The 24,403-nt window shown below is 54.8% G+C and carries 22 protein-coding genes; 9 read left to right on the forward strand and 13 right to left on the reverse strand.

Annotated elements, in window-relative coordinates:
• Positions 1–87 precede the first annotated feature (87 nt).
• Both JK231_RS18425 and JK231_RS18430 read right to left on the reverse strand, forming a co-directional pair.
• Complete coding sequence (locus JK231_RS18425; protein ID WP_211729209.1) at positions 88–1,701, reverse strand: FGGY-family carbohydrate kinase; 1,614 nt, start codon at positions 1,699–1,701, stop codon at positions 88–90.
• 19 nt (positions 1,702–1,720) lie between these two features.
• Positions 1,721–2,470 carry an SDR family oxidoreductase gene (locus JK231_RS18430; protein WP_211729210.1) on the reverse strand — a complete coding sequence of 250 codons (750 nt, stop codon included), beginning with the start codon at positions 2,468–2,470 and terminating at the stop codon, positions 1,721–1,723.
• 108 nt (positions 2,471–2,578) lie between these two features.
• Between JK231_RS18430 and JK231_RS18435 the strand changes: the two genes are divergently transcribed.
• A complete protein-coding gene (locus tag JK231_RS18435) occupies positions 2,579–3,577 on the forward strand; it encodes a LacI family DNA-binding transcriptional regulator (protein ID WP_211729250.1) in 999 nt (332 codons plus the stop codon).
• A 27-nt stretch (positions 3,578–3,604) separates the two neighbouring features.
• On the opposite strand, the gene gorA is transcribed toward JK231_RS18435, so the two are convergent.
• The gene (gene gorA / locus JK231_RS18440; protein ID WP_211729211.1) at positions 3,605–4,957 is read right to left on the reverse strand and encodes a glutathione-disulfide reductase; all 1,353 of its coding nucleotides are present in this window, start codon (positions 4,955–4,957) and stop codon (positions 3,605–3,607) included.
• A 125-nt stretch (positions 4,958–5,082) separates the two neighbouring features.
• Here gorA and rnz point away from each other — a divergent pair, with 125 nt between their 5' ends.
• Entirely contained in the window at positions 5,083–5,994 is a 912-nt protein-coding gene (rnz, locus tag JK231_RS18445) for a ribonuclease Z (protein ID WP_211729212.1), read from the forward strand.
• On the opposite strand, the gene JK231_RS18450 is transcribed toward rnz, so the two are convergent.
• Positions 5,991–6,806 (reverse strand): CPBP family intramembrane glutamic endopeptidase, encoded by an 816-nt coding sequence (locus JK231_RS18450; RefSeq protein WP_211729213.1) that lies wholly within the window; start codon positions 6,804–6,806, stop codon positions 5,991–5,993. The genes rnz and JK231_RS18450 overlap by 4 nt on opposite strands.
• Positions 6,807–6,868: 62 nt before the next feature.
• Complete coding sequence (locus JK231_RS18455) at positions 6,869–7,711, reverse strand: 23S rRNA (adenine(2030)-N(6))-methyltransferase RlmJ (protein WP_211729214.1); 843 nt, start codon at positions 7,709–7,711, stop codon at positions 6,869–6,871.
• Positions 7,712–7,934: 223 nt separating this feature from the next.
• On the opposite strand from JK231_RS18455, the gene prlC reads away from it, so the two are divergent.
• The gene (gene prlC, locus JK231_RS18460; RefSeq protein WP_097119401.1) at positions 7,935–9,977 is read left to right on the forward strand and encodes an oligopeptidase A; all 2,043 of its coding nucleotides are present in this window, start codon (positions 7,935–7,937) and stop codon (positions 9,975–9,977) included.
• 8 nt (positions 9,978–9,985) lie between these two features.
• Positions 9,986–10,735 (forward strand): 16S rRNA (guanine(1516)-N(2))-methyltransferase RsmJ, encoded by a 750-nt coding sequence (rsmJ, locus tag JK231_RS18465; protein ID WP_058960645.1) that lies wholly within the window; start codon positions 9,986–9,988, stop codon positions 10,733–10,735.
• Between the two features lie 102 nt (positions 10,736–10,837).
• On the opposite strand, the gene uspA is transcribed toward rsmJ, so the two are convergent.
• Positions 10,838–11,275, reverse strand: a complete 438-nt coding sequence (gene uspA / locus JK231_RS18470; protein WP_034819767.1) for a universal stress protein UspA — start codon at positions 11,273–11,275, stop codon at positions 10,838–10,840.
• 421 nt (positions 11,276–11,696) lie between these two features.
• Between uspA and uspB the strand changes: the two genes are divergently transcribed.
• Positions 11,697–12,032, forward strand: a complete 336-nt coding sequence (uspB, locus tag JK231_RS18475; RefSeq protein ID WP_034819764.1) for a universal stress protein UspB — start codon at positions 11,697–11,699, stop codon at positions 12,030–12,032.
• Between the two features lie 63 nt (positions 12,033–12,095).
• Here the strand turns inward: uspB and pitA are convergent, their stop codons facing one another.
• Positions 12,096–13,595 (reverse strand): inorganic phosphate transporter PitA, encoded by a 1,500-nt coding sequence (gene pitA, locus JK231_RS18480; protein ID WP_097119400.1) that lies wholly within the window; start codon positions 13,593–13,595, stop codon positions 12,096–12,098.
• Positions 13,596–13,838: 243 nt separating this feature from the next.
• Between pitA and JK231_RS18485 the strand changes: the two genes are divergently transcribed.
• Positions 13,839–15,023 (forward strand): NAD(P)/FAD-dependent oxidoreductase, encoded by a 1,185-nt coding sequence (locus tag JK231_RS18485; protein WP_097119468.1) that lies wholly within the window; start codon positions 13,839–13,841, stop codon positions 15,021–15,023.
• Positions 15,024–15,089: 66 nt separating this feature from the next.
• Here JK231_RS18485 and JK231_RS18490 read toward each other — a convergent pair whose 3' ends face one another.
• Positions 15,090–16,082, reverse strand: coding sequence for a capsular polysaccharide synthesis protein (locus JK231_RS18490; RefSeq protein ID WP_211729215.1), 993 nt, complete (start codon positions 16,080–16,082; stop codon positions 15,090–15,092).
• Positions 16,083–16,362: 280 nt separating this feature from the next.
• On the opposite strand from JK231_RS18490, the gene JK231_RS18495 reads away from it, so the two are divergent.
• A complete protein-coding gene (locus JK231_RS18495) occupies positions 16,363–16,710 on the forward strand; it encodes a hypothetical protein (RefSeq protein ID WP_034820073.1) in 348 nt (115 codons plus the stop codon).
• On the opposite strand, the gene JK231_RS18500 is transcribed toward JK231_RS18495, so the two are convergent.
• On the reverse strand, positions 16,711–17,406 hold the full coding sequence (locus tag JK231_RS18500; RefSeq protein ID WP_160833795.1) for a cysteine hydrolase family protein: 696 nt from the start codon (positions 17,404–17,406) through the stop codon (positions 16,711–16,713).
• Between the two features lie 88 nt (positions 17,407–17,494).
• Between JK231_RS18500 and JK231_RS18505 the strand changes: the two genes are divergently transcribed.
• Positions 17,495–18,496, forward strand: a complete 1,002-nt coding sequence (locus JK231_RS18505; RefSeq protein ID WP_166935218.1) for a helix-turn-helix domain-containing protein — start codon at positions 17,495–17,497, stop codon at positions 18,494–18,496.
• A gap of 196 nt (positions 18,497–18,692) precedes the next feature.
• Here the strand turns inward: JK231_RS18505 and JK231_RS18510 are convergent, their stop codons facing one another.
• Positions 18,693–19,181 (reverse strand): helix-turn-helix domain-containing protein, encoded by a 489-nt coding sequence (locus JK231_RS18510; protein WP_211729216.1) that lies wholly within the window; start codon positions 19,179–19,181, stop codon positions 18,693–18,695.
• A gap of 322 nt (positions 19,182–19,503) precedes the next feature.
• Here JK231_RS18510 and JK231_RS18515 point away from each other — a divergent pair, with 322 nt between their 5' ends.
• A complete protein-coding gene (locus tag JK231_RS18515; RefSeq protein WP_211729217.1) occupies positions 19,504–20,529 on the forward strand; it encodes an alpha/beta hydrolase in 1,026 nt (341 codons plus the stop codon).
• A 40-nt stretch (positions 20,530–20,569) separates the two neighbouring features.
• Here the strand turns inward: JK231_RS18515 and JK231_RS18520 are convergent, their stop codons facing one another.
• The 3 genes from JK231_RS18520 to proP form a co-directional block, all read right to left on the reverse strand.
• Entirely contained in the window at positions 20,570–21,544 is a 975-nt protein-coding gene (locus JK231_RS18520; RefSeq protein ID WP_034819748.1) for a sensor domain-containing diguanylate cyclase, read from the reverse strand.
• A gap of 114 nt (positions 21,545–21,658) precedes the next feature.
• Entirely contained in the window at positions 21,659–22,636 is a 978-nt protein-coding gene (gene hemB / locus JK231_RS18525) for a porphobilinogen synthase (RefSeq protein WP_034819746.1), read from the reverse strand.
• A gap of 117 nt (positions 22,637–22,753) precedes the next feature.
• The gene (proP, locus tag JK231_RS18530) at positions 22,754–24,259 is read right to left on the reverse strand and encodes a glycine betaine/L-proline transporter ProP (protein WP_034819744.1); all 1,506 of its coding nucleotides are present in this window, start codon (positions 24,257–24,259) and stop codon (positions 22,754–22,756) included.
• Positions 24,260–24,403 lie beyond the last annotated feature (144 nt).

Here is a 24,403-nt window from a genome sequence, read left to right on the forward strand (position 1 = left end):
GAAATTAAATTTTATCTTGCAGGAAATGGCAGGGCAAAATAACCGTGCGCCGACGTTTGTGCGGCGCACGGAAATATTATTCGACGTTTATTCGCTTATCTGACGAATATTACGCGCGGTGCTCTGCAATAATTTAAATGCATCATAACGGTGCTGATGCAGTGGCGAAACCGACGGCTCAGGATGCCAGCGCTTTTCATCGGTGGTCATGTTGGCCATCGCCGAGGTGACGTCGGAATATACGCCACTGGCGGCAGCGGCAAGAATCGCTGAACCCAGTAATACCGGCTCAGGGCAGTGGGTGGATTGCACAGGAAGCTGGCAGCTGTCCGCCAGCAACTGGCGTACCAGCGAGTGTTGCCCGGCACCGCCGCTGATGACAATCGACCGCGTGACGATACCCTTGCTGGTTTGCGCCTCAATGATTTGGCGCAGGCCGTAGCCGAGGCTGCACAAGCCGGCGATATACAGTGCGATCAGGCTGGCTTCGTCATTGTCCATACCCAGACCGCAAATCACCGCTCGCGCGTAAGGGTCGCCAAAAGGTGCACGATTACCCGCAAATTCCGGCACGATATGCAGACCTTCGACTAAATCCACCGTTGCTGATTCACTGCGAGATTGCTGCAAAGCCTGTTCCGCAAGGTACACCGGCAGTGAAAGGCCAGCGGCATCGGCAGCCTGCTGTGCCCTTGCAGCCGCTGGATGCATCTCCAGCAGGCGGTCGATGGCGGCGCCTGCCGCGCTTTGTCCGCCTTCACTCAACCATAAACCCGGCACCATCGCCGAGTAATACGGACCCCACACACCTGGCACAAACGCGGCTTCACGCATCGGCGTCATGGTGCAGGACGAGGTGCCAAACACATAGGCGAGTTTATCCTCCGGGCTGCCATCTGCGCCCAGCGTACCGACGCCGCCTGCATGGGCATCGATTAACCCGGCGGCCACGGGCGTGCCAGCAGATAAGCCAAAGTCGGCGGCGGCCTGCGCGGTTAAACCTGTGCCGCACGGTGTGCCTGGCTCGACGATCTGCTGTCCGATACGCGCAAACTTCTCCTCGGCAAACTCCGGCAGGCCAATGGCACTGAAGTAGTCGGCATCCCAGCGCTGCTCATGCGCAAGATAGTTCCATTTACAGGTGACGGTGCAGGATGAGCGCGCCGTATCACCTGACGCGCGCCAGCTGAGGTAATCGGTGAGATCGAAAAAGTGTGCGGCGTTCTGGAACGTTTGCGGGTTGTGGGCTTTCAGCCACAGCAGTTTTGGCATCTCCATCTCCGGTGAGATGCGTCCGCCCACGTAGTCGAGCACCGGATGTTTCGTCGCGTTAATGGCATCGGCCTGCTGCGTGGCGCGGTGATCCATCCACACAATAATATTGCGTTCCGCCTCTCCGTTTGGGCTGACGGGCAACGGTTGCCCCTGTTCATTGATCACCACCAGCGAGCAGGTGGCATCGAAGCCAATGCCAGCCACCGCAGCGGGATCGATAGCGGCAGTGGCCACTGCCTCGCGCACGCAGTGACTGACCGCCTGCCAAATCTCATTGGCGGATTGCTCAACCACATGACCGTGGGCACGGAAGGTGGTGATGGACTGTTTTGCATGGCCTAACAGATTTCCCGCGCGGTCAAACACGCCCGCGCGAGCGCTGGCCGAACCAACATCGACACCAATCAGATATTTTTCGTTACTCATGCTGCTGCACCTCGTCTGGTTACAGGTCAACGCTGTTGGGAAGGATAACAATATCGCGCACTGTGACACCCGGCGAACGTGTCACCATAAACAGCACCGATTCCGCCACTTCAATGGGCTGCATCAGGCTGCCATTGGCCAGCGCGTCCTTCAGTTTCTCCTGCGGCCAGTCATCGAGCAGGGCAGTGACCACCGGGCCCGGCAGCACCGCACCGACGCGCACACCATGCTGTGCCACCTGTCGACGGGTTGAATGCACAAAAGCCTGCACTGCAAATTTGGATGCGGTGTAGATCGGTTCCCAAACCACGGGCACCACGCCCGCAATCGAACTGGTGAAAATGATGTCACCCGATTTCTGCGAGATCAGATGCGGCAGCACCGAACGAACGCAGCGGAAGGCCGCGCTGGTGTTGAGTTTCAGTACGCGATCCCAGATATCGGGATCGCCTTCCGCCACTGGCCCGCCAATGTAGGCACCGGCGTTGGCGTGGAAAATATCGAGGCGGCCCGCCAGCTTGAGAATGTCGTCGAGAATCCCGTCAACCTGTTTGCCGTCCATCAGGTCAATTTGCAATGGCAATGCCTGAGGACCCAGTTCCGCCACCAGCTGCTGCAACTTGTCGCCATCGCGATCGATCAGGACGACTTTAGCCCCGGCCTGCAGCAGCACTTTGCTGCACTCCAGACCGATACCGGAGGCAGCGCCAGTAATGGCGGCAACTTTTCCGTTGAGTGGGTTATGCATGGAGAAGAGGTTCGTGTTCATCTTATAATCCTTTATCAATGGCGTTTTAGGTGGTGCTCAATCGATGAAGCACAACTATCACCCCGACTTTTAACCAGCAACAAAAAGAGCAATAAAGGGATGGGTTCTGTGACGGGGATCGGCAAAAACAAGAAAACCACCATTTATGACCTCGCGGAACTCACGGGAGTTTCGGCAAGCGCGGTGAGCGCGATTTTAAGCGGCAACTGGAAGAAGCGGCGCATCAGTGCCAGCACTGCTGAGAAGGTGAGCCGGATTGCGCAAGAGCAGGGTTATGCGCTGAATCGACAGGCCAGCATGCTGCGAACCACGCGCTCGAAAACCATCGGTATGATCGTGCCTAAATACGACAACCGCTATTTTGGCTCAATCGTGGAAAGTTTTGAGCAGATGGCGCGCGATCGTGGCCTGTTCCCGGTCATTACCTGCACACAGCGCGATCCTGATTTGGAACTCGAAGCGGCGCGCACCATGCTCTCCTGGCAGGTGGATTACATGGTGGTGACCGGGGCCACCGATCCAGATCGCATCACTGCACTTTGTCAGGCCGCGGACGTTCCCTCGCTGAATCTTGATCTGCCCGGTTCGCTGGCGCCTTCAGTGATTTCGGATAACTTCAATGGCGCATTGAGCCTGACGCTTAGCCTGCTGGAGAAGTGCCCGCAGCCGCTGATTTTTATCGGGGGGCGTGCCAGCGATCATAACAGTAAAGAGCGCCTGCGCGGCTTTTTGGCGGCACATCAGGAACGAGGCATTTCTGTGCCGGAGGAAAATCTGCTGCTGTGTGGCTACGAGCCAGAAAAAGCGCAAACGGCGTTGAAAAATCACTTTCAGCAGTATGTAACGGGGCAATTTGGCCTGTTTGTGAATTCGACCATTTCGCTGGAAGGGGTGGTGCAGTTTCTGCGTGCTGAGGATCTGTTATCCGATGATAAACACCCGGCGATTGGCTGTTTCGACTGGGACCCGTTCGTCGCGCTGTTGTGTAAAGACATCAGCATGGTGAAACAGGATGTGGCAGGCATGATGGAAACGGTGTTCCGCCTGATGGAGAGCGGTGAGCAGGACGTGGCGGTGGTGGAAGTGCCGGTGTTGCTGATGCAGTAAAAAGGGCGGCAAATGCCGCCCCATTGATCAACGCATGGTGACAAACTCTTCCGCCGCCGTCGGATGAATCGCCACGGTGTTGTCGAAATCTTTCTTGGTAGCGCCCATCTTCAGTGCCACAGCGAAGCCTTGCAGCATCTCGTCCATACCGTTACCGATACCGTGAATGCCGACAATCTTCTCTTCCGGGCCAACACACACCAGCTTCATGCGGCACGGCTGGCGATGCTGGGTGACGGCGGTGTACATCGCGGTGAAGGAAGATTTATACACTTTCACCTGGTCGTCGCCGTACTGCTCGCGCGCCTGCGGTTCGGTCAAACCAACGGTGCCAATCGGTGGATGGCTGAATACCACGGTCGGCACATTGCTGTAATCCAGGTGCTCGTCCGGTTTGTTGTTAAACAGACGTTCCGAAAGACGACGACCGGCGGCCACCGCGACAGGCGTCAGTTCCACCGCGCCGGTGTTATCGCCCACCGCATAGATGCCTTTCACGTTGGTGTTCTGGAACTTATCAACGTTGATATAGCCTTTCTCGTTCAGCGCCACGCCGGTCACGGAGAGGTTGAGATTGTCGGTCGCCGGCTCGCGACCAATCGCCCACACCAGGCAATCGACAGTTTGCTCATGGCCATTTTCCAGCTGCAGCGTCAGGCTGCCGTCGGCGTTCTTGATCACCGCTTTCGGGATCGACTCGGTATGCAGCGTTGGGCCTTCGGCCTGCATCACTTCTACCAGCGTATCGATAATCAGTGGATCGAAGCTGCGCAACGGCGCGTGTTTGCGCACAAACAGATGGGTTTCGGCACCCAGTGCGTTGACCACACCGGCCAGCTCTACCGCGATATACCCTGCGCCGACCACCGCGACACGCTTCGGCAGCGCATCAAGCTCAAAGAAACCGTCAGAGTCGATACCGTATTCCCCGCCAGGCACTTTTGGATGGCTTGGACGACCGCCTGTGGCGATCAGGATGTGATCGGCCGTGATGGTTTCGCCATTCACTTCCACGGTGTTGGCATCGATAAAGCGGGCGAAGCCCTTGATCACTTCGACGTTGTTTTTACCCAGCACGTTGTCATACGAGGTGTGGATGCGATCGATATAGGCGCTGCGGTTTTTCACCAGCACTGACCAGTCAAAATTGTTCACGGTGGTATCGAAACCGTAGTCCGGGCCGTACAGGTGAATAGCTTCGGCAATCTGCGCCGCATGCCACATCACTTTTTTCGGCACGCAGCCAACGTTGACACAGGTGCCGCCCAATTCTTTCGCTTCGATCAGCGCGCATTTCTGGCCATGCATCGCGGCACGGTTAATTGAGGCGATACCGCCGCTGCCGCCGCCGATGGCGAGGTAGTCAAAATGTCGGGTCATGCGGAATGTCCATCTTTTGGGAGAAAATTGGCATAGAGTGTAACGCTGCTTGCGCAAGAGGCGCAAAGGTTCAGCCTATGTTTGTGATAGGGTTAAATCCAGGTTCCGCTTACATGGAAGACATTATGCATCTGACTTTTCTCGGCACCGGCGCGGGTGCGCCGAGCCTGCAACGTAACGTCACGGCGATTGCACTGACGCTGTCGAAACGGGGCGACACCTGGCTGTTCGACTGCGGTGAAGCGACGCAGCACCAGTTTATGCGCTCCGCACTCAAGCCGAGCAGGCTGGAAAAAATCTTTATTACCCACTTGCACGGTGACCACATCTTCGGTCTTCCGGGCTTGCTCACCAGCCGTTCGATGGCCGGGCTGCTGGAGCCGATGACGATTTACGGTCCAAAAGGCATCAAACAGTTTGTCGAGACGGCGCTCAGTCTCAGTGGTTCTTACACCGGCTTCCCACTTGAGATCATAGAAATTGAAGCGGGCGAAGTGCTGGATGATGGTGAGTTCCGCGTCATCGCCTATCCGATGAATCATGTGGTGGAGTGTTATGGCTATCGTATTGAACAGCATGATAAACCGGGCTTCCTCGATGCGCCGCGCCTGAAAGCGGAAGGGGTACCGCGCGGGCCCTGGTATCAGGATTTGAAAGAAGGTAAACGCATCCGGTTGGAGGATGGGCGCGAAATTAACGGCGCGGCGTATCTCGGCCCGGCGACCAGAGGCAAAGTGGTGGCGATATTCGGTGATACCGGCCCGACCGAAGTGGCGCTTGCGCTGGCGGCTGATGCGGATGTGATGGTGCATGAAACCACGCTGGAAGCTGCAATGGCCGAAAAAGCCAATGGTCGCGGCCACTCCACGACGATTCAGGCCGCCGAAGTGGCAAAACTGGCAGGTGCAAAACGCATGATCGCCACGCACTTCAGTTCGCGTTATTTGTCGAGCGATCGAGAGAGACTGCTGGCGGAGTGCCAGTCGGTGTTTGCAGCGACCGAGCTGGCACGGGATTTCGCGGTGTTCGAAATTTAGTGCTGTAACGCCGGATAGGTAAAGAACAGCAGGTGCATCATGTTGAACAGGAAATGGACGCCGGTGGCGACCCACACACGCCCGCTCCAGTGCCACGCCAGGCCGTAAATTAACCCGGCCAGAGTGGCGAAGACCACCAGCATCATGCCGCCAGGGAAGTGCGCCAGACCAAACAGCAGTGCGGTGAGCAACAGTGCCGCTACGCCACCGATTTTCTGGCGCAGGCGCTGTTGCACATAGCCACGGAAGAACGCTTCTTCGGCCAGCGAAACAAAGAACAGGTTTGCCAGCATAAAGCTGCCGAGCCAGTCCGGCCAGTGTGGCTCAATCGCCAGTCCACCCAGCAGCACCGCGACGTACAGCAGCAGCGGGATCGCCGCCAGTAACAGCAGCCACAGAACCTTGTGCGGCGCAGGAAACTTCTGCGTACGGAACAGCGTGGGCAAGGCAGCTAGCAGCACAAAGGGAATCAGCGCTTTATCAAAGTTGTAGTAGAAGCTGAACGGCACACTGTTGGGGCCAACCTGCATCTCCTCGATCTGGCGCGGGTTGTTAAAGCCAGGCAGCAGATGCAGGAACAGGCCACCGGCGATCAGCACCAGCAGCGCTTCGCTGATCAGCAGCAAGGCACGGTTGGTGGGATTTTCCACCCGCACCCACGCCAGCAAAGCGATGGCACCTAAAATGGCGAGAGCAGGCCAGTCCAGCACATCCTGAAACAGGCCCATTATCGTCGCCAATAACAGCAGAAGTACGGCAAGGCGTTTGGCAGGTGACAGCACAGTGAGTGCGCCAGCCAGAATGATCCACATAAAAAGTGTCCTTAGAAGGGCAACGGCAAGGGGCGGCTCAGAAACCGCACCCTATAAGCCCGTTATTCTGGAACGATCTGCGTCACGCTGTAGTGACCGGTACCCGCCGGCACCAGCTTCTGATGCAGCCACGGCAGCAGCTCTTCCATCTGCGCTTTCAGCTTCCACGGCGGGTTAATCACGATCATGCCGGAGGCAGTCATGCCGCGTTGATCGCTATCCGGACGCACAGCCAGTTCGATCTGCAAGATGTTGCGGATGTTGCTGGCTTCCAGGTCTTTAATCATGTGTTTGATTTGCTGGCGCAGCACCACCGGATACCACAGCGCATACACACCGGTAGCAAAGCGTTTGTAGCCTTCCTGAATGCTTTTCACCACATCCTGATAATCGCTTTTCATTTCGTACGGCGGATCGATCAGAATCAGACCACGACGGCTTAGCGGAGGCAGTTTGGCTTTTAACTGCTGATAGCCGTCGCCACGCGCTACGCGTGCACGGGCATCTTTGCTGAATTCGGAACGTAGCAGCGGATAGTCGCTGGAGTGCAGTTCGGTCAGCTCCAGCTTGTCCTCTTCACGCAGCAGATAGCGGGCGATCAGCGGCGAGCCTGGGTAGTAGCGCAAGGTGCCATGCGGGTTGAGGTTGCGAACGGCCGTCAGATAAGGCTTCAGCAGTTCTGGCGCGTCCGGCTGCTGCCAGATGCGCGCAATGCCTTCCAGATATTCACCGGTACGCTCGGCGTGCTCTCCGCTCAGCTGGTAACGTCCGGCACCGGCGTGGGTATCCAGATAGAGAAACGGTTTTTCCTTCTCCATCAGGGCGGTGAGGATCAGGCTTTCAACGGTATGTTTGAGCACGTCGGCATGGTTGCCGGCATGAAAACTGTGGCGATAACTCAGCATAAAAAAGAGGGGTCCGCGGTTGGATCAAAGGAGATAAAAACATCGTGTGTGGCGCGATTATAGCCGCGCTGCGTAAAAATTGCTGACGTTTCGGCGCTCGCGCTTTTTTCTTTACGGGTCCATTCTCAGTAGCATTGATTTTCACGTTAACTGACCGCATGTTAGAAAGATTGCGTCGCGCCATTGCGCGCCACCCCCACTCCATGAAGAAAGGACTGCGCTTATGACCAATCCGTTACTCACCCCTTACACGCTACCGCCGTTTTCCGCGATTAAACCTGAGCACGTGGTTCCCGCTGTGACTGAAGCGCTGAACAACTGCCGCGCTGAAGTTGAACGCGTTGTAGCACAGGGTGCACCTTACACTTGGGACAATTTAGTGCAGCCACTGGCAGAAGTGGATGACCGTCTGAGCCGTATTTTCTCGCCGGTTAGCCACCTGAATTCGGTGAAGAACAGCCCGGAACTGCGTGAAGCTTATGAGCAGACGCTGCCGCTGCTGTCAGAATACAGCACCTGGGTGGGACAGAACGAAGGCCTGTATCAGGCTTATCGCGATCTGAAACAGGGCGACAGCTATGCCGCGCTGGATATCGCACAGAAGAAAGCGGTGGATAACGCACTGCGTGATTTCGAACTCTCCGGTATCGGTCTCGATAAAGAGAAGCAGAAGCGCTACGGCGAAATTGCCGCGCGCCTGTCTGAGCTGGGTTCGACCTACAGCAACAACGTGCTCGACGCCACCATGGGCTGGAGCAAGTTGATCACCGATGAGGCCGATCTGGCGGGCATGCCAGAAAGCGCGCTGGCTGCGGCCAAAGCGCAGGCCGAAGCTAAAGAACAAGAAGGCTGGCTGCTGACGCTGGATATTCCAAGCTATCTGCCAGTCATGACCTATTGCGATAACGCCGCGCTGCGTGAAGAGATGTACCGCGCCTATTCAACGCGTGCTTCTGAGCAGGGTCCCAACGCCGGTAAATGGGATAACGGCCCGATCATGGCCGAAGAGCTGGCATTGCGTCACGAACTGGCACAGCTGCTGGGCTTTGACTCCTTCGCGCACAAATCACTGGCGACCAAGATGGCTGAGAACCCGGCTCAGGTGATCGACTTCCTGACCGACCTCGCCAAACGTGCGCGTCCGCAGGGTGAGAAAGAGTTAGCTCAGCTGCGCGCCTTCGCCAAAAAAGAGTATGGCGTTGACGAGATGAATCCGTGGGATCTCACCTATTACGGCGAGAAGCAGAAACAGCATCTCTACACCATCAGCGATGAGCAACTGCGTCCGTACTTCCCGGAAGAGCGTGCGGTGAGCGGCCTGTTTGAAGTGGTGAAACGCATTTACGGCATCACCGCCAAAGAGCGTAAAGACGTGGATGTGTACCATCCAGATGTGCGCTTCTTCGACCTGTTTGATGAAAGCGGCGAGCTGCGCGGCAGTTTCTATCTTGACCTGTATGCGCGTGAACACAAGCGTGGCGGGGCGTGGATGGACGATTGCGTCGGCCAGATGCGTAAAGCCGATGGCAGCCTGCAGAAGCCGGTGGCGTACCTCACCTGTAACTTCAACCGTCCGGTACAGGGCAAGCCCGCGCTGTTTACCCACGATGAAGTCACCACCTTGTTCCACGAGTTTGGTCACGGCCTGCACCACATGCTGACGCGCATCGAAGCGCCGGGCGTGTCGGGTATCAGCGGTGTGCCGTGGGATGCGGTCGAGCTGCCAAGCCAGTTTATGGAAAACTGGTGCTGGGAGCCGGACGCGCTGGCGTTTATCTCCGGCCACTACGAGACCGGCGAACCGCTGCCGAAAGACCTGCTGGATAAGATGCTGGCAGCGAAGAACTATCAGGCGGCGCTGTTTATCCTGCGTCAGCTGGAGTTCGGCCTGTTCGATTTCCGTATGCATACCGAGTTCAATCCGGAAAAAGGTGCGCAAATCCTCGAAACCCTGCGTGAAGTGAAGAAACAGGTTGCCGTGGTGCCAAGCCCGGAGTGGGGCCGCTTCCCGCATGCGTTTAGCCACGTCTTCGCCGGCGGTTATGCCGCAGGTTACTACAGCTATCTGTGGGCCGACGTGCTGGCGGCGGATGCCTATTCGCGCTTCGAAGAAGAGGGCATCTTCAACCGTGAAACCGGCCAGTCGTTCCTCGACAACATCCTGACGCGCGGCGGTTCCGAAGAGCCAATGGAGCTGTTCAAACGCTTCCGTGGCCGTGAACCACAGCTGGATGCGATGCTGGAACACTACGGAATTCAGGGATAAGCCTGCTTGTGAAAATCGGTTTAATCGATGAATCAGGCGCCGGAGACGGCGCCTTATTACATCTGGCGCAGCGCTGGGGTTTACAGCATGACGATCAGGCTGTAATGGCCCTGGTGCTGACGCCGGAGCGCCTTGAGCTGCGCAAACTGGATGAGCCTAAACTGGGTGGCATCTTTGTGGATTTTGTCACCGGAGCTATGGCGCATCGCCGCAAGTTTGGCGGTGGGCGCGGCGAGGCGGTGGCGAAAGCGGTGGGCATCAAAGGTGGCTATTTGCCGGACGTGATCGACGCAACGGCAGGATTGGGGCGCGATGCCTTTGTGCTGGCGGCGCTGGGTTGCCGGGTGCGCATGCTGGAACGCCATCCGGTGGTTGCGGCTCTGCTCGATGATGGCTTACGTCGTGGCTATGAAGATGCGGAGATTGGCGGCTGGCTGCGCGAACGTCTGACGCTGCTGCATGTGGTGAGTCAGCAGGCGTTGAGTGATATCACGCCCGCGCCAGATGTGGTGTATCTCGATCCGATGTATCCCCATCGTCAAAAGAGCGCGATGGTGAAGAAGGAGATGCGGGTGTTTCAGTCGCTGGTGGGGCCCGATGAGGATGCCGATGCGCTGCTGGAACCCGCTCGTCGTCTGGCGAAGAAGCGCATTGTGGTGAAACGCCCGGATTACGCGCCGCCGTTAGCGGGCGTTGCAACCCAATCGGCCGTGGTCACCAAAAGCCATCGCTTTGATATTTATCCGCCATTGGTATGATTCTGCATAATGGCGTTGCGGCGTGATTTATCGCGCGGGGTTTAAAGACGCGCGATGTATTACGCCGCTACCAAAAAAACAGGGCCATTACTGGCCCTGTTTTTATTCGTCTTCTTCGTCACGCAGCGGCACAATCAGCATATCGATATGCACGGTGTTGATCAGCTGGCGCGCTGATGACATCAGCTTGCTCCAGAAATCCTGATGGTGGCCACAGACCACTAAATCCACATCGTATTTCTTAATCGCATCCACCAGCACCTGGCCGAGATCGCCGCTGCCGCTCAGGGTTTCACTGATCGGATAACCGGCGTTGGTAGAAAGTTCTTTCAGCGCGGTGTGCGTCTCCTCAGAAATGCGTTTCTGCATGTCGCCCAGATTGACGTCAATCAGCCCGGTATAAAGGTCTGAGTAATTCACATCAACGTGGATCAGCGAGATTTTTGCATCATAAGGGCGGGCCAGTGAAACGGCTTTATCAACCAGCAACTGGCTTTCCGGGGAAAGGTCTACTGCAATCAGGATGTGTTTATAAGCCATGATAAAACTCCTTCTCAAGATTCTGGGGCTACCTGAATTCCCGCCGCTCGGCGAGCGAAATCCTTTGCGCGAAACAGCGATGAAGCGCCACCAACCACAATTTATGCCCTGCAGGCGTTCTGTTGTTATGACCTGAGTATAGCCAGAGTTGTTAACAAATGCTGCAATCCACGGCTCGCTTGTGAGGAAGATCAAGCGCTATCGCAATTTTCACTCGCGGTGAACGAAAATCATCGCTGGAAAAAAATTGAACAGATCTCCTACACTGAAAATGAGTGCCACTGCCGTCTGGGTAACGCGCTCGGGTTCGCATAACAACAATGCAATTCGATTCATCTGTGGCTGGTTAATTTCCCGTGGGGCGTCTACAGCATTTCCCCGCTGCCTTCGACGTCATTGCGGCTCCAGCTGGGAGGGGAACATGATCAGCACTATCGCGCTTTTTTGGGCTCTGTGTGTGGTTTGTCTGGTGAATATGGCGCGCTACTTCTCTTCTTTACGCTCGCTATTGGCTGTGCTGCGCGGTTGCGATCCGCTGCTGTATCAATATGTGGATGGGGCGGGTTTCTTCACGTCTCATGGTCAGCCGAGCAAGCAGGTGCGGCTGGTGCGTTATATCTGGGATAAACGCTATCGCGATCATCACGACGACGAATTTATTCGCCGCTGCGAGCGCGTACGCAGGCAGTTTGTCCTGACCAGCGGGCTCTGTTTTTTGGTGGTGGTGAGTCTGGTTGGCCTGGCGATCTGGCATTAAATAGCGGCAATAAAAAAGGGCGATCTGTGTTGAACAGTCGCCCTCTTGTTTGCCGTTAAAGGCTTAGATAATTTTCAGCGCGATCCAGTAGAGCGAGCCTGACAGCACAATACAGACCGGCAGGGTGAACACCCACGCCATGGCGATGTTTTTGATCGTACGGCTCTGTAATCCACCGCCATCCACCAGCATGGTACCGGCAACGGATGATGACAGAATATGCGTGGTCGAAACCGGCATTCCGGTATAGCTCGCGATACCAATCGACACTGCCGCAGTGACCTGCGCTGACATGCCTTGCGCATAAGTCATGCCTTTCTTACCGATTTTCTCACCGATGGTGGTTGCCACACGACGCCAGCCAATCATGGTGCCGATGCCCAGTGCTAACGCCACCGCCATGATGATCCAGATCGGCGCGTACTCGACGGTGCCCAGCAAATCGCCCTTCAACTTGTTAAGGAAGCGCTTATCGTCCGGGGTGGTCTCTGGCAGTTTCGCGGCTTTATCGGCCGTGTCCGAGACGCACATCAACAGGCGACGCATCTGGCTGCGCTGATCCACCGTCAGTTGGTCATAGCTGTTCAGATTGGTCAGCAACACTTGTGCACGATTGATAGCCTGCAGCGCACGACTGCTGTCGCAATGGAACTCATGCGGCCCGCCCACAGACTCTTCCGGCGTTGGCACCGCAGGCGGCGCCATCTGGACGATATGGGTGAGTGAATCGCTGTGCTGCTGATAATACTGTTCCAGATGATTCACCGCATCGCGAGTACGGGTGATGTCATAACCTGAGGCATTCATGTTGACCACGAAACCCGCAGGCGCAACACCGATTAGCACTAACATAATCAGGCCAATGCCTTTCTGACCATCGTTCGCACCGTGGGAGTAGCTCACGCCAATCGCCGAAACGATCAAGGCAATACGCGTCCAGAACGGTGGCTTCTTCTTGCCATCGATCTTTTCACGGTCAGCCGGTGTCATGTGGATGCGCGAACGTTTAGGGGTTCCGCTCCAGTAACGACGCAGGATGAAAATCAGCGAGCCCGCAATCACCAGGCCGACAATCGGCGACAGGATCAGTGACAGGAAGATATTAATGACTTTCGGCAGGTTGAGGGCATCAACCACCGAGGTGCCGGTCATCAGCGCATTGGTGAGACCAATACCGATAATGGCGCCAATCAGGGTGTGAGAACTGGACGCAGGCAAACCCAGATACCAGGTACCTAAGTTCCAGATAATCGCCGCCAGCAGCATGGAGAACACCATGGCCAGGCCGTGCGCGGAACCCACATTCAGCAGTAAATCAGTTGGCAGCATATGCACGATGGCATAAGCCACGCTCAAGCCGCCCAGCAAAACGCCTAAGAAGTTGAAAACACCCGCCATCACAACCGCCAATTGCGCCCGCATCGCGCGGGTATAGATGACGGTAGCGACTGCGTTAGCAGTGTCGTGGAAACCGTTGATTGCCTCATAGAACAATACAAACAGCAGAGCGATAACCAAAAACAGGCCGGTACTGAGGTCAAGACCAGCGAACAGATGTAGCATAAACGTTACGCCATTTTTTGGAGGACATGAACGCGGCGCATTATCGGCGACAACCCGCATGATGTGAAAGGAAAATATAGTCCTTTTTTGTCTTAAAATTGCCACAAACCCCATCAGACAAGGTAAAAAGACTGAAAAATAAGCGAGTTACAATATGACACATTTACGGCATTTTTTTGACGCTGGCGCGAAATGCCGCAGATCTCTACAATCACCGCCTTTCAATTATGTGGATTAGACGCTGTGGACAAGTTTGACGTTATCGTAATAGGTGCAGGCGCTGCCGGCATGTTCTGTGCGGCGCAGGCAGGGCAGTTGGGTCGTCGGGTGCTGTTGCTGGATAACGGCAAAAAGGCGGGACGTAAAATCCTGATGTCCGGTGGTGGCCGCTGTAACTTCACCAATATGTACACCGAACCGGCCGCCTATCTCTCGCACAACCCGCATTTCAGTAAGTCGGCATTGGCGCGTTACACCCAGTGGGACTTCATCGATCTGGTGAATCGCCACAAGATTGCGTATCACGAGAAAACCCTCGGCCAGTTGTTCTGCGATGAGTCGGCGCAGCAGATCGTGGATTTGCTGTTAAAAGAGTGCGAAGACGGGCAGGTTACGTTGCGCTTGCGCAGTGAAGTGCTGAGCGTGACGCGTGATGAAAATGGCTACAGGCTGCAACTGAATGGCTCCGAGGTGCAGGCTGAGAAATTGGTGATCGCCAGCGGTGGCTTATCGATGCCGGGTCTGGGCGCGACACCATTCGGGTATAAAGTGGCCGAGCAGTTTGGTTTGAAAGTGTTCCCGACGCGCGCAGCCTTGGTGCCGTTTACGCTGCATAAGCCACTGCTTGAGCAGCTGAATTCCTTATCGGGTGTGTCATTGCCCACCACCATCACCGCGCAGGATGGCACGCTGTTTAAAGAAGCGATGCTGTTTACCCATCGCGGTTTGTCGGGTCCGGCGGTATTGCAAATCTCCAGCTACTGGCAGCCGGGTGAGTTTGTCACCATTAACCTGTCGCCGGAAACCTCGCTGGAAGAATTCATCAACGTGCAGCGCGAGGCGCATCCGAATCTCAGCCTGAAAAACAGCCTGGCGAAAATCCTGCCGAAGCGTCTGGTGGAAGTGTTGCAGGAGCTGAAGCAGATCCCGGATGTGACGCTGAAGCAGCTCAATAGCAAGCAGCAGGCCGAGTTGGTCATCACGTTGCATCAGTGGCGCGTGCAGCCGAATGGCACCGAAGGTTATCGCACTGCCGAAGTGACGATGGGCGGCGTCGATACCACGCAACTCTCCTCCAAAACCATGGAAGCGCGCGATGTGCCCGGTTTGTACTTTATTGGTGAAGTGGTGGATGTCACCGGCTGGCTCGGCGGATACAACTTCCAGTGGGCGTGGAGTTCAGCCTGGGCGTGTGCGCAGGCGCTGTGAGTTATCACGTCGCCATCAAAGGCGACGCCAGTGTACGAGGTTCAGCTTTATGCTGAGGTTGCAGCGCTAATGCCTGGCTCTGCGTAACGGCGTCACTGCAGGTGTCAGGTTTTTCGGCTGGTCGTGCAGCAATACTTGCCCCAGCAGGCTATCGCTGTTGACCACGCCATACTTCAGATGCGTTGCGATATATTTGCGGTCAAAGCTGGTGAGCTTATACACCGGTGGCAACACCTCCGGTAAAGCGTCCACCATCAGCATGCGGCTCAGCTTCACCGGACGCCAGCCGCTCAGCGTTTGATACAATAACGCACCGGCTTCCGCTTTGCGTAAGTAGAAGTTGTAGTGATTCTCTTCCCGCAGCGCCTGCTGCTGAGCGATATACACCACCAGATAATCCGGCGTCTTGATGCCCTGCAGAATTGTGTCGTAGTTCGGCAGCGCCAATAATTGCTGGAAGAAGGCTTCAGAGCCTAACTCCACAATCGGACGGAAGCAGTGCAGCCAGCGGCCGATAAAGGCATTGTTTTTCGGCGCGGCGAGAAACCAGGATTCCATAACCGGATAAGCGCGATCGCGGGTGGATTCCTCGCGATAAAAAGCCACCAGGTCATAACGCTCATCCGCATTCACCGCTAACAGCTCATCGAGGCTGCGATTGAGGATAATGGTGGCATCCATCCAGATTCCGCCATAACGATGCAGCAGCTCCAGGCGAATCACATCGCTTTTGTGCGAAGCCCGCATCCCCGCGTGGACAAACTTCAGGTCTGGTAAATAGTCATGCAGATTGAGATTGTTAATTACCGTCAACGCATAGCCAGGGTTTTCACGGGCAATCTTATCGACAAAAATCTGGACTTCAGCCGGGAGCTTTTCACTTTCCCAGTACATCCAAACCTGACGCGGAATGGGCGCAGGCGGATTAGCACGACCCTGCAGGTTAATATCCTGTTCGGCTGCGGCTTGATAGGCGGGAAGGCGTTTGCGTGTGGTCAGCTTTTTTTCCGCCAGCAACGCCAGCGAAATCAAATGCATTTTAAGTTTATGGTTGGACATGATCATTCCTGTAACCCTGTCGGCCGCTATCCCAGCTTCTGCCGCTTTAGGGCGAAAAACTGGCCCTGTGACAGCGGGCACGATGAAGCGCAATGGCGCGAAAAGTGGCTCAAAATTAACAAACAGCGCCGAGCTGCTCAATAAATAAACTCTGAAAACGTTACTTTCAGAGAATACGCAGGCGCATTCACTTGCCGTACCGTTGCCGTGGGTGTTTAAGGGCTGTTAACCGATGAATCTGTTAAGATCGCCGCGTTTTTTCCAACAGGCCCATGATTCCATGTTCAAACTTAAATTCCTTCTGCCCGTGCTTATCGTCATCAGCGCGGCTGTCTGGTGGCTGATGCCGCACTATAGCGATGAAGATAAAGGCTATTACATCGCCATGTTCTGCACCTTGACCCATGATGGGCGCGACAACTCACCCCTGGCGATGCAACAGATTATTGAAGGCAGCAACTCGGACTATGCGCTGCAGAAAATTCATTTCCAGTCAGGTCTGGCAGAACATCTGCAAAGCGTGTGGCAGGATTTGTCAGCGGAGCAGCAACAGCAGGCGCGGCAGGAGAGTCTGTCCTGCCGCAAGGTGATGTCTGAAAAGTTATTACCGGGTAAAGCAGTGCAGTGATTAATGCACGGGCAGCGCTAATACCGCGTCGGTGGTTTTGATCTCGGCAAACACATCAGCAACGCCTGTCAATGCGCTCTGCTGCAGCACCTTGTGATCGACTACCTTGTTATCCCAGGTCGCCAGATCGCGCGTGGCGGTGGCATCTTCCGGGATAATGACCGAGTAGCCAAGCGGTACGGCATCACGTGCGGTGGACGACACGCACATATGGGTCATTAGACCGGTGACAATTAACTGCTTGATGCCCAGACTGTCGAGTTGTTGTTTCAAATCGGTTCCCACGAAAGAACTCGGTGTGGCTTTGGTAATGACACGATCATTTTTGCCCGGCTGCAAATCCTTGTGGAATTCAGCGAAGCGGCTGCCTTTGGCGAACAGCGGGCCATCTGCCGCGCCTTCATGGCGCACGAAGAACACCGGCATGCCATGCTTGTGTGCAAATTCAACCAGGCGCTTGCTGTTTTGCAGTGCTTTCATACCGTCTGGAATGGGCATTTTGCCGCCAGCGAAGTATTCGTTCTGAATATCAATCACGATGACCGCGGTTTGATTGGCCGTCAGCTGGGGGGTGGCGGTGGCACCGCTCATGGTACGAATGGTCGGTGCATTTTCAGCTTTGTGTTCTTCGGCAATAGCGCTGCCTGAAATTGCCATCGCTAATGCTAAGGTGCCTGAAGCAAAAAGGGTTTTCATCACTAATCATCTCTTTGATTGGGAAGTCAGGGTGACTTCCGATGCACTGCAGTATGGCGATTGTGCCGAAAGTGAAGGAGTACTGCGCATGACAAATAACGTTCACTTTGCGCCAAAAATGGCGCACCTGGATGCGCCCATTAAGGTCGGTATTGTGGTGTTTGACGACATCATCCCGTTTCATCTTTCCGTTCCCTGTGCGGTGTTTGAGAAGGCGGAACGCGAAGATGGTCGAGCTTGCTACCAATTAATGATCTGTGCCACCCACGCCGGTCCGCTTCGCACCAACAGCGGTTTTTCGATTGTCGCGGAGCATGAACTGGCTATGCTGGCCGAAGCGGATATGGTGGTGGTGCCCAGCTGGAGCGATCCTGCCGTTGCGCCACCGCCCGCGTTGTTGCAGGCGTTACAGCAGGCTGCCCAGCGTGGGGCTCAGATTGTTGGCTTGTGTCTTGGCGCCTTTGTGCTCGGAGCCGCTGGCTTGCTGCATCAGCAGCGCGCCACGACACACTGGCGTTGGATGAGTGATTTTGAACGGCTTTACCCCGATGTGACGATTGACCGTGACGTGTTGTATATCGACGAAGGGCAGATTGTGACCTCGGCGGGCACTGCAGCGAGTATCGATTGCTGCCTGCATCTGGTGCGTGAACAGTGTGGAGTGGATGTGGCCAACAGTGTGGCGCGCATGCTGGTGGTACCGCCGCATCGGCAGGGCGGCCAGGCACAATATATTGAGCAGCCGGTCTATCACTCGGCGGGCAACGATCGATTTATGTCGGCGCTCAGTTGGGCCACCGAAAATTTGCAGCAGGCCCTCACGCTGGATCAGTTGGCGGAGAGAGCGTTGATGAGTCGTCGCAGTTTTACGCGCCGTTTTAACCAAACCACCGGCAGCTGTTTCAGTGATTGGTTAGTGAATCAGCGTCTGGCATTGGCGCAGCGATTTTTGGAAAAAACCGACCAGCCGATTGAGCTGATCGCAGAAAAAGCCGGATTCTCTTCGCCATTAATGTTAAGGCGACATTTTAAAAAGAATTTGAATACGTCTCCGTTACAATACCGGAAAACATTTCGTGGTCGGGTGTGAATTAATGGTTTGTAAATCAACCTATTGATAAGAATGCATTGAAAATAGGACGGGTAAAATTATTCCCGGATCATTTTGACAGGCTATCTGATGAGAAGAATATTTCAGCGTGGCCAATGAGGGCTATTCTTAACAACGGATGGCGAACCATCCGTTGTTATGCAAATCCTGCAAAGAAAAATAGTGACGCGAATTATTAACGCATCACACAATCAATACGTGAGGGAAATTGACCTGAGCGCAGCGCTGGCGTTCTCACTTCTTCCATTTTCTCACTGCTGTTAAATCCATGCTTACGGCAAATCACGCATGGATCAGTGCTCTCTTTCAATTGCTGCTCGGCTTCGCTCCCCAGCTGACGCTTACGGCAGTAGAGTGGGGTGCAACCCATCACTTGCTTAAAGGAGCGAGTGAACGATTGCTGGCTTTCAAAATGGTATTTTACGGCCAGACTGATGATCGGTGCGTTGCTGTATTTCAGCTCGCTGACACAGCATGCCAGTTTCTTTTTACGGATATACCGTGCCAGCGTTTCATTATGATAGCGGGCAAATAATTTCTGCAAATACCATTTAGAATAACCCGATTTCACGGCGATATCATCAATGCTTAAGCGCTGATCCAGATTGCCCATAATCCATTTGGTCACCGAATCAATAACCCCTTCGTTGTATTTTTGCGGCATCTTTTTGATCCTCCATTAACTGGACACAGTGTAAAATAATTAATCTTTCCATTCATCCGATTAACGTAAAGTTTTATAAGGAATTGGCTTTTTTATTATTTGTCATCAAGGCTGGTCTTGCTTTTAGTGAAATTAAGGCCGCTTTTGTTGAATCGATGTTGAATATTTAGCGTAATCACGCCCGTTATTTTTAACTCAAATTTTCCATCACTTTGCCGAGCTTAACAGTATGAGAAAACGTGGCGCTGGCACACCTCATCAATACGCACTGGCGATTAACGTGCCAGACTGATGGTTTTTTCATAGCTCAGGAGCAGTGCGCATGGCTTTTCGTTTCCCGCTGAAACAGTCACTTGCCGTGATTTTGACGGCGATGGCTGCGCTACCCACCACCTCCGCGTTAGCGGCCAATGTGTATGGCGAGCAGTTGGAAGGTTTTCAGTATCCCTACCCACTTGAACACTTTAATTTCTCCTCACAGCAGCAACCGCTGAGCATGGGGTACATGGATGTCAAACCCGCGCAGCAGGCTAATGGTCAAACGGTGGTATTACTGCACGGTAAGAATTTTTGTGGTGCAACCTGGGAAGACACCATCAAAGCGCTTAGCCAGCAGGGATATCGGGTGATTGCGCCGGACCAGATTGGCTTTTGCAGCTCGACGAAACCCGCCAATTACCAATACAGCTTCCAGCAACTGGCGCTGAATACCCATCAACTGTTAGCGCATCTTGGCGTTGCTAAGGCGGTGATTATCGGGCATTCAACCGGTGGCATGCTGGCGACGCGCTATGCGCTGATGTATCCACAGCAGACACAGAAGCTGGTGCTGGTGAACCCGATTGGACTGGAGGATTGGAAAGCCAAAGGCGCACCGTGGCGCTCGGTGGATCAGTGGTATCAGCGCGAACTGAAGCTCAGTGCGGCGGGTATTAAAAAGTATGAGCAGACGACTTACTACAGCGGTCAGTGGAAGCCGGAGTACGACAAGTGGGTGGATATGCTGGCAGGTCTCAACAGCGGGCCAGGCCACAAGAAGGTGGCGTGGAACTCTGCGCTCATTTACGACATGATTTTCACCCAGCCGGTCTATTACGAATTCAAAGACCTGAAAGTGCCGACAACGCTGATGATCGGAACCGCCGATACCACCGCGATTGGCAGCGATATTGCTCCCGCTGCGATCAAAGCGCAGTTAGGTCATTACAATGTGTTGGGCAAACAGGTGACAAAGATAATTCCGGAGGCACATTTAATTGAGTTCCCAGGTATGGGACATGCGCCGCAGATGGAAGAGCCGCAGAAGTTTAATCAGACGCTGATTAGCGATCTGGCGCGTCCATTGTAAGATGCGGTGGCAAATGGGCGTGCTTATGCACGCCCTGGCATTACTGTGCCTGCTTTTTTTTGCCGTTTTTGGCTTCGTACATACGCGCATCGCTGCCTTCCAGCAGCTGTTCCAGCGACAGCGGATGGTCGGGATCAAACTCCACAATGCCTGATGAGAAGTGCAGTGCGTAGCGGCGGTCGAGATCCTGAGTTTGCTTTTGCAGGAAACGATCAAAGCGCGCCAAAACGCCCTCGGCATCGGCCTGCTGCAAGCCGTTAAACAGCACCACAAACTCATCACCGCCCAGGCGGGCAAAGATATCAGCGTGGCGGAAACTCACTTTCATCGCATCCGCAAAATCCATCAATGCACGATCCCCCTCGCGGTGGCCGAGCGTATCATTGATAGCTTTGAAACGGTCGAGGTCGAGGAAGGTCAAACTGGCCGGGAGTTGCCTGACTTCGCACTCATTCAGCGCGAGCTGTCCCAGCGTCATAAATCCGCGACGGTTGGTGATTTGTGTCAGTTCATCCGAGGTCGCTGTCTGGAACGCCACCAACTCTGCTTCGGCCATCGCGGCCAAATCGCGCAGCGTATTCATGTCATCCGCATTAAATTCGCGCGCATGGTGGTCGACGATACAGAGCGTGCCCACTTTGGCACCCGCTGGCGTACGCAGCGGACAACCCGCGTAAAAGCGCACGGGATTCTCTGAGGTTTTCACTAACGGATTATCGTGGAAACGCTCATCTTCAAGGGCGTTTTCGACCACCATCACATCGTCTTGCAGGACCGCGTGGCCACAGAACGACGTATTACGGGGTGCGGTCGCCGCGCTTTGGCCAGCGATAGATTTGAACCACTGGTGGTCCTCCTCCAGCAGGCTAACCAGCGCAACCGGCACGCCGAACAAACGACGAGCAAGGCGGGTTAAACGATCAAAACGCTCTTCTGCAGGCGTGTGCAGAATGTTGAGCGCACGTAACTGGGCCAGACGACGTGACTCGTCCGCAGGCAGTGCAGGTGCTTTCATCGCGTTACTCTTTCTTTTAAATTATTCGGGTACAACTTGACTGGTGCTTTGCTGCCATAACGGCATAAAGCGCTTAGCAACGGTTGCGATATCCATTGCTAAGCGTAACGATTTTCAGAGCACTTTTTGCTCGGCAAGATCAAGGGCAAAATAGCTGAAAATCAGGTCAGCACCGGCACGTTTAATCGCACCAAGGCTTTCCAGAACCACATTACGTTCGTCGATGGCACCCGCCTGCGCGGCGAATTTGATCATCGCGTATTCACCACTCACCTGGTACGCAGCCAGCGGCAGAGTAGTGCGTTCGCGGATATCACGCAGAATATCGAGGTAAGCACCCGCCGGTTTTACCATCAGTGAATCAGCCCCTTCGGCTTCATCAATCAGGGACTCGCGAATCGCTTCACGGCGGTTCATCGGATTCATCTGATAAGTTTTACGATCGCCTTTTAATGCCGTTCCTGCTGCTTCCCGGAACGGACCGTAGAATGAAGAAGCGAACTTGGTGGAGTAAGACATGATGGCCGTATCGGTGAAGCCTGCGGCATCCAGCGCCTGACGAATGGCTTTCACCTGGCCATCCATTGCCGCTGAAGGGGCGATAAAATCCGCACCGGCTTGCGCGGCGACCACGGCTTGTTTGCCGAGGTTAATCAATGTCTGGTCGTTATCCACGCCGTGATCGCACAGCACGCCACAGTGGCCGTGGCTGGTGTATTCACAGAAGCAGGTATCGGACATCACGATCATTTCTGGCACGGTGTCTTTGCAGATACGCGACATACGCGCCACCAGGCCATTCTCATTCCATGCATCGCTGCCGGTTGCGTCCGTGTGATGCGAGATACCGAAGGTCATCACAGAGCGAATACCGGCTTTGGCGATACGCTCAATCTCATAGGCGAGACGTTTCTCAGGAATACGCATCACACCCGGCATGGCGTTAATCGGCACGTAATCGTCCACGCCTTCTTCAACGAAGATTGGCAGGGCCAGATCGCTCAGACGAAGGTGGGATTCCTGGAACATTTCACGCATTGATGCGCTTTTGCGCAGTCTTCTTGGACGTTGGAGAAGATTGAATTCAGACATGTTCGTACAACTTTTGCTGGTGAAAAAAGTGACAACAGTTTACCCCTTTTCGCCAGCGGGGATGAAGGATTGTGTGCGGAAACGAAAACTCCCGCCGGGCGGCGGGAGTGGGGAAGATTACTCGTTGATGTCCGGGTGCTGCTGCACCAGGTTTTTACGTTTCGCCTCGAGCTTAGCGATCTCTTCATCAATATCTTCGATTTTCTGCTCAATGTTGTCGTGATGCTCCTGCAGGATTTCACGCGCTTCTTCAATATCCGACGCCGCCGGTGTGGCACCGCGCAGCGGCTTGTTGGCGGTCTCTTTCATATAGATACCCGTGATCAAACCAATCACCGCGACCACCATCAGATAATAAGCCGGCATATACAGATTGTTGGTTGTTTCAACCAACCACGCGGCGAAGGTCGGGGTTAAACCGGCAATCAGTACCGAGATATTGAAGGCACTGGCCAGCGCACTGTAACGAATGTGCGTTGGGAACATCGCCGGCAGCGACGAAGCCATCACGCCGGTAAAGGCGTTAAGGATCACCGCCAGCAGCAGCAGACCCGCAAAAATCAGCCCCAGCACGCCGCTGTTAATCAACATAAAGGCCGGAATCGAGAAGGCGAACAGCGCGATACTGCCGATGATGATAAACGGGCGACGGCCAAAGCGGTCACTTAGCATGCCCATCACCGGCTGCACAAACAGCATACCCATCATGATGGCGATAATGATCAGCACGCCGTGATCTTCCGAGTAGTGCAGGTTATGCGACAGGTAGCTCGGCATGTAGGTCAGCAACATGTAGTAGGTCACGTTGGTGGCAATCACCAGACCGATACAGGCCAGCAGACTTTTCCAGTGCTTGGTGGCGATCTCTTTGAAGGATACTTTCGGGCCGTCACGCAGACCTTCACGATCGCCTTGTTCCAGCTTATCAACGTGCTGCTGGAACGCCGGTGTCTCTTCCAGCGCGTGACGCAGATACAGACCGATGATCCCTAACGGTAGCGCGAGGAAGAACGGCAGACGCCAGCCCCACTCCAGGAATTTCGCTTCACCGATGACGGTGGAAATCAGCACCACGACGCCCGCACCCAGCACGAAGCCGGCTATGGAGCCGAAGTCGAGCCAGCTGCCCATAAAGCCACGCTTACGGTCCGGCGAATATTCCGCGACAAAGATCGAGGCACCGGTATATTCACCGCCCACCGAGAAGCCCTGCGCCATTTTCGCCAGCAGCAGCAGAATCGGTGCCCAGATGCCGATGGTGGCATAAGAGGGGATCAGGCCGATACAGAAGGTACTGATCGACATGATGACAATGGTGATAGAGAGGATTTTCTGACGACCGTATTTGTCGCCGAGCATACCAAAGAACAGACCGCCTAATGGACGAATCAGGAAGGGAACCGAGAAGGTACCCAGTGCAGCAATCATCTGCACACTAGGCGATGCATCCGGGAAGAACACCTTACCCAGCGCATACGCCACAAAGCCATAAACACCGAAATCAAACCACTCCATCGCGTTGCCCAGAGACGCAGCGGTAATGGCTTTACGTAAACGGGCGTCATCGATAATCGTGACGTCATCCAGCCCGATAGGTTTTACACGCTTCCTACGTAGTTTCATGTTGTAACCCTGTATTGGAATTCGAAAAATCCTCAACGCTGCAGACTACATTTTGTGGCCAGTCCACGGCGTTGAGAAGATTTAAGCATAGCCGTGAAAGAGGGATTTATCCGGCGTAGCAACGGTAATAATTAGGGGCGAAAT

Origin of the sequence: Pantoea sp. JGM49, assembly GCF_018257655.1 — a bacterium.
In the GTDB taxonomy this organism is placed as follows: domain Bacteria; phylum Pseudomonadota; class Gammaproteobacteria; order Enterobacterales; family Enterobacteriaceae; genus Pantoea; species Pantoea communis.

Bases quoted from the DNA above. Each gene is read 5' to 3' on its own strand.
- JK231_RS18450 (WP_211729213.1), bottom strand. From the start codon at position 6,806: ATGTGGATCATTCTGGCTGGCGCACTCACTGTGCTGTCACCTGCCAAA.
- pitA (WP_097119400.1), bottom strand. From the start codon at position 13,595: ATGCTACATCTGTTCGCTGGTCTTGACCTCAGTACCGGCCTGTTTTTG.
- gorA (WP_211729211.1), bottom strand. From the start codon at position 4,957: ATGACCCGACATTTTGACTACCTCGCCATCGGCGGCGGCAGCGGCGGT.
- JK231_RS18430 (WP_211729210.1), bottom strand. From the start codon at position 2,470: ATGAACACGAACCTCTTCTCCATGCATAACCCACTCAACGGAAAAGTT.
- rnz (WP_211729212.1), top strand. From the start codon at position 5,083: ATGCATCTGACTTTTCTCGGCACCGGCGCGGGTGCGCCGAGCCTGCAA.
- JK231_RS18515 (WP_211729217.1), top strand. From the start codon at position 19,504: ATGGCTTTTCGTTTCCCGCTGAAACAGTCACTTGCCGTGATTTTGACG.
- uspA (WP_034819767.1), bottom strand. From the start codon at position 11,275: ATGGCTTATAAACACATCCTGATTGCAGTAGACCTTTCCCCGGAAAGC.
- JK231_RS18425 (WP_211729209.1), bottom strand. From the start codon at position 1,701: ATGAGTAACGAAAAATATCTGATTGGTGTCGATGTTGGTTCGGCCAGC.
- JK231_RS18510 (WP_211729216.1), bottom strand. From the start codon at position 19,181: ATGCCGCAAAAATACAACGAAGGGGTTATTGATTCGGTGACCAAATGG.
- hemB (WP_034819746.1), bottom strand. From the start codon at position 22,636: ATGTCTGAATTCAATCTTCTCCAACGTCCAAGAAGACTGCGCAAAAGC.
- uspB (WP_034819764.1), top strand. From the start codon at position 11,697: ATGATCAGCACTATCGCGCTTTTTTGGGCTCTGTGTGTGGTTTGTCTG.
- JK231_RS18495 (WP_034820073.1), top strand. From the start codon at position 16,363: ATGTTCAAACTTAAATTCCTTCTGCCCGTGCTTATCGTCATCAGCGCG.
- JK231_RS18490 (WP_211729215.1), bottom strand. From the start codon at position 16,082: ATGTCCAACCATAAACTTAAAATGCATTTGATTTCGCTGGCGTTGCTG.
- JK231_RS18500 (WP_160833795.1), bottom strand. From the start codon at position 17,406: ATGAAAACCCTTTTTGCTTCAGGCACCTTAGCATTAGCGATGGCAATT.
- JK231_RS18505 (WP_166935218.1), top strand. From the start codon at position 17,495: ATGACAAATAACGTTCACTTTGCGCCAAAAATGGCGCACCTGGATGCG.
- prlC (WP_097119401.1), top strand. From the start codon at position 7,935: ATGACCAATCCGTTACTCACCCCTTACACGCTACCGCCGTTTTCCGCG.
- JK231_RS18520 (WP_034819748.1), bottom strand. From the start codon at position 21,544: ATGAAAGCACCTGCACTGCCTGCGGACGAGTCACGTCGTCTGGCCCAG.
- proP (WP_034819744.1), bottom strand. From the start codon at position 24,259: ATGAAACTACGTAGGAAGCGTGTAAAACCTATCGGGCTGGATGACGTC.
- JK231_RS18455 (WP_211729214.1), bottom strand. From the start codon at position 7,711: ATGCTGAGTTATCGCCACAGTTTTCATGCCGGCAACCATGCCGACGTG.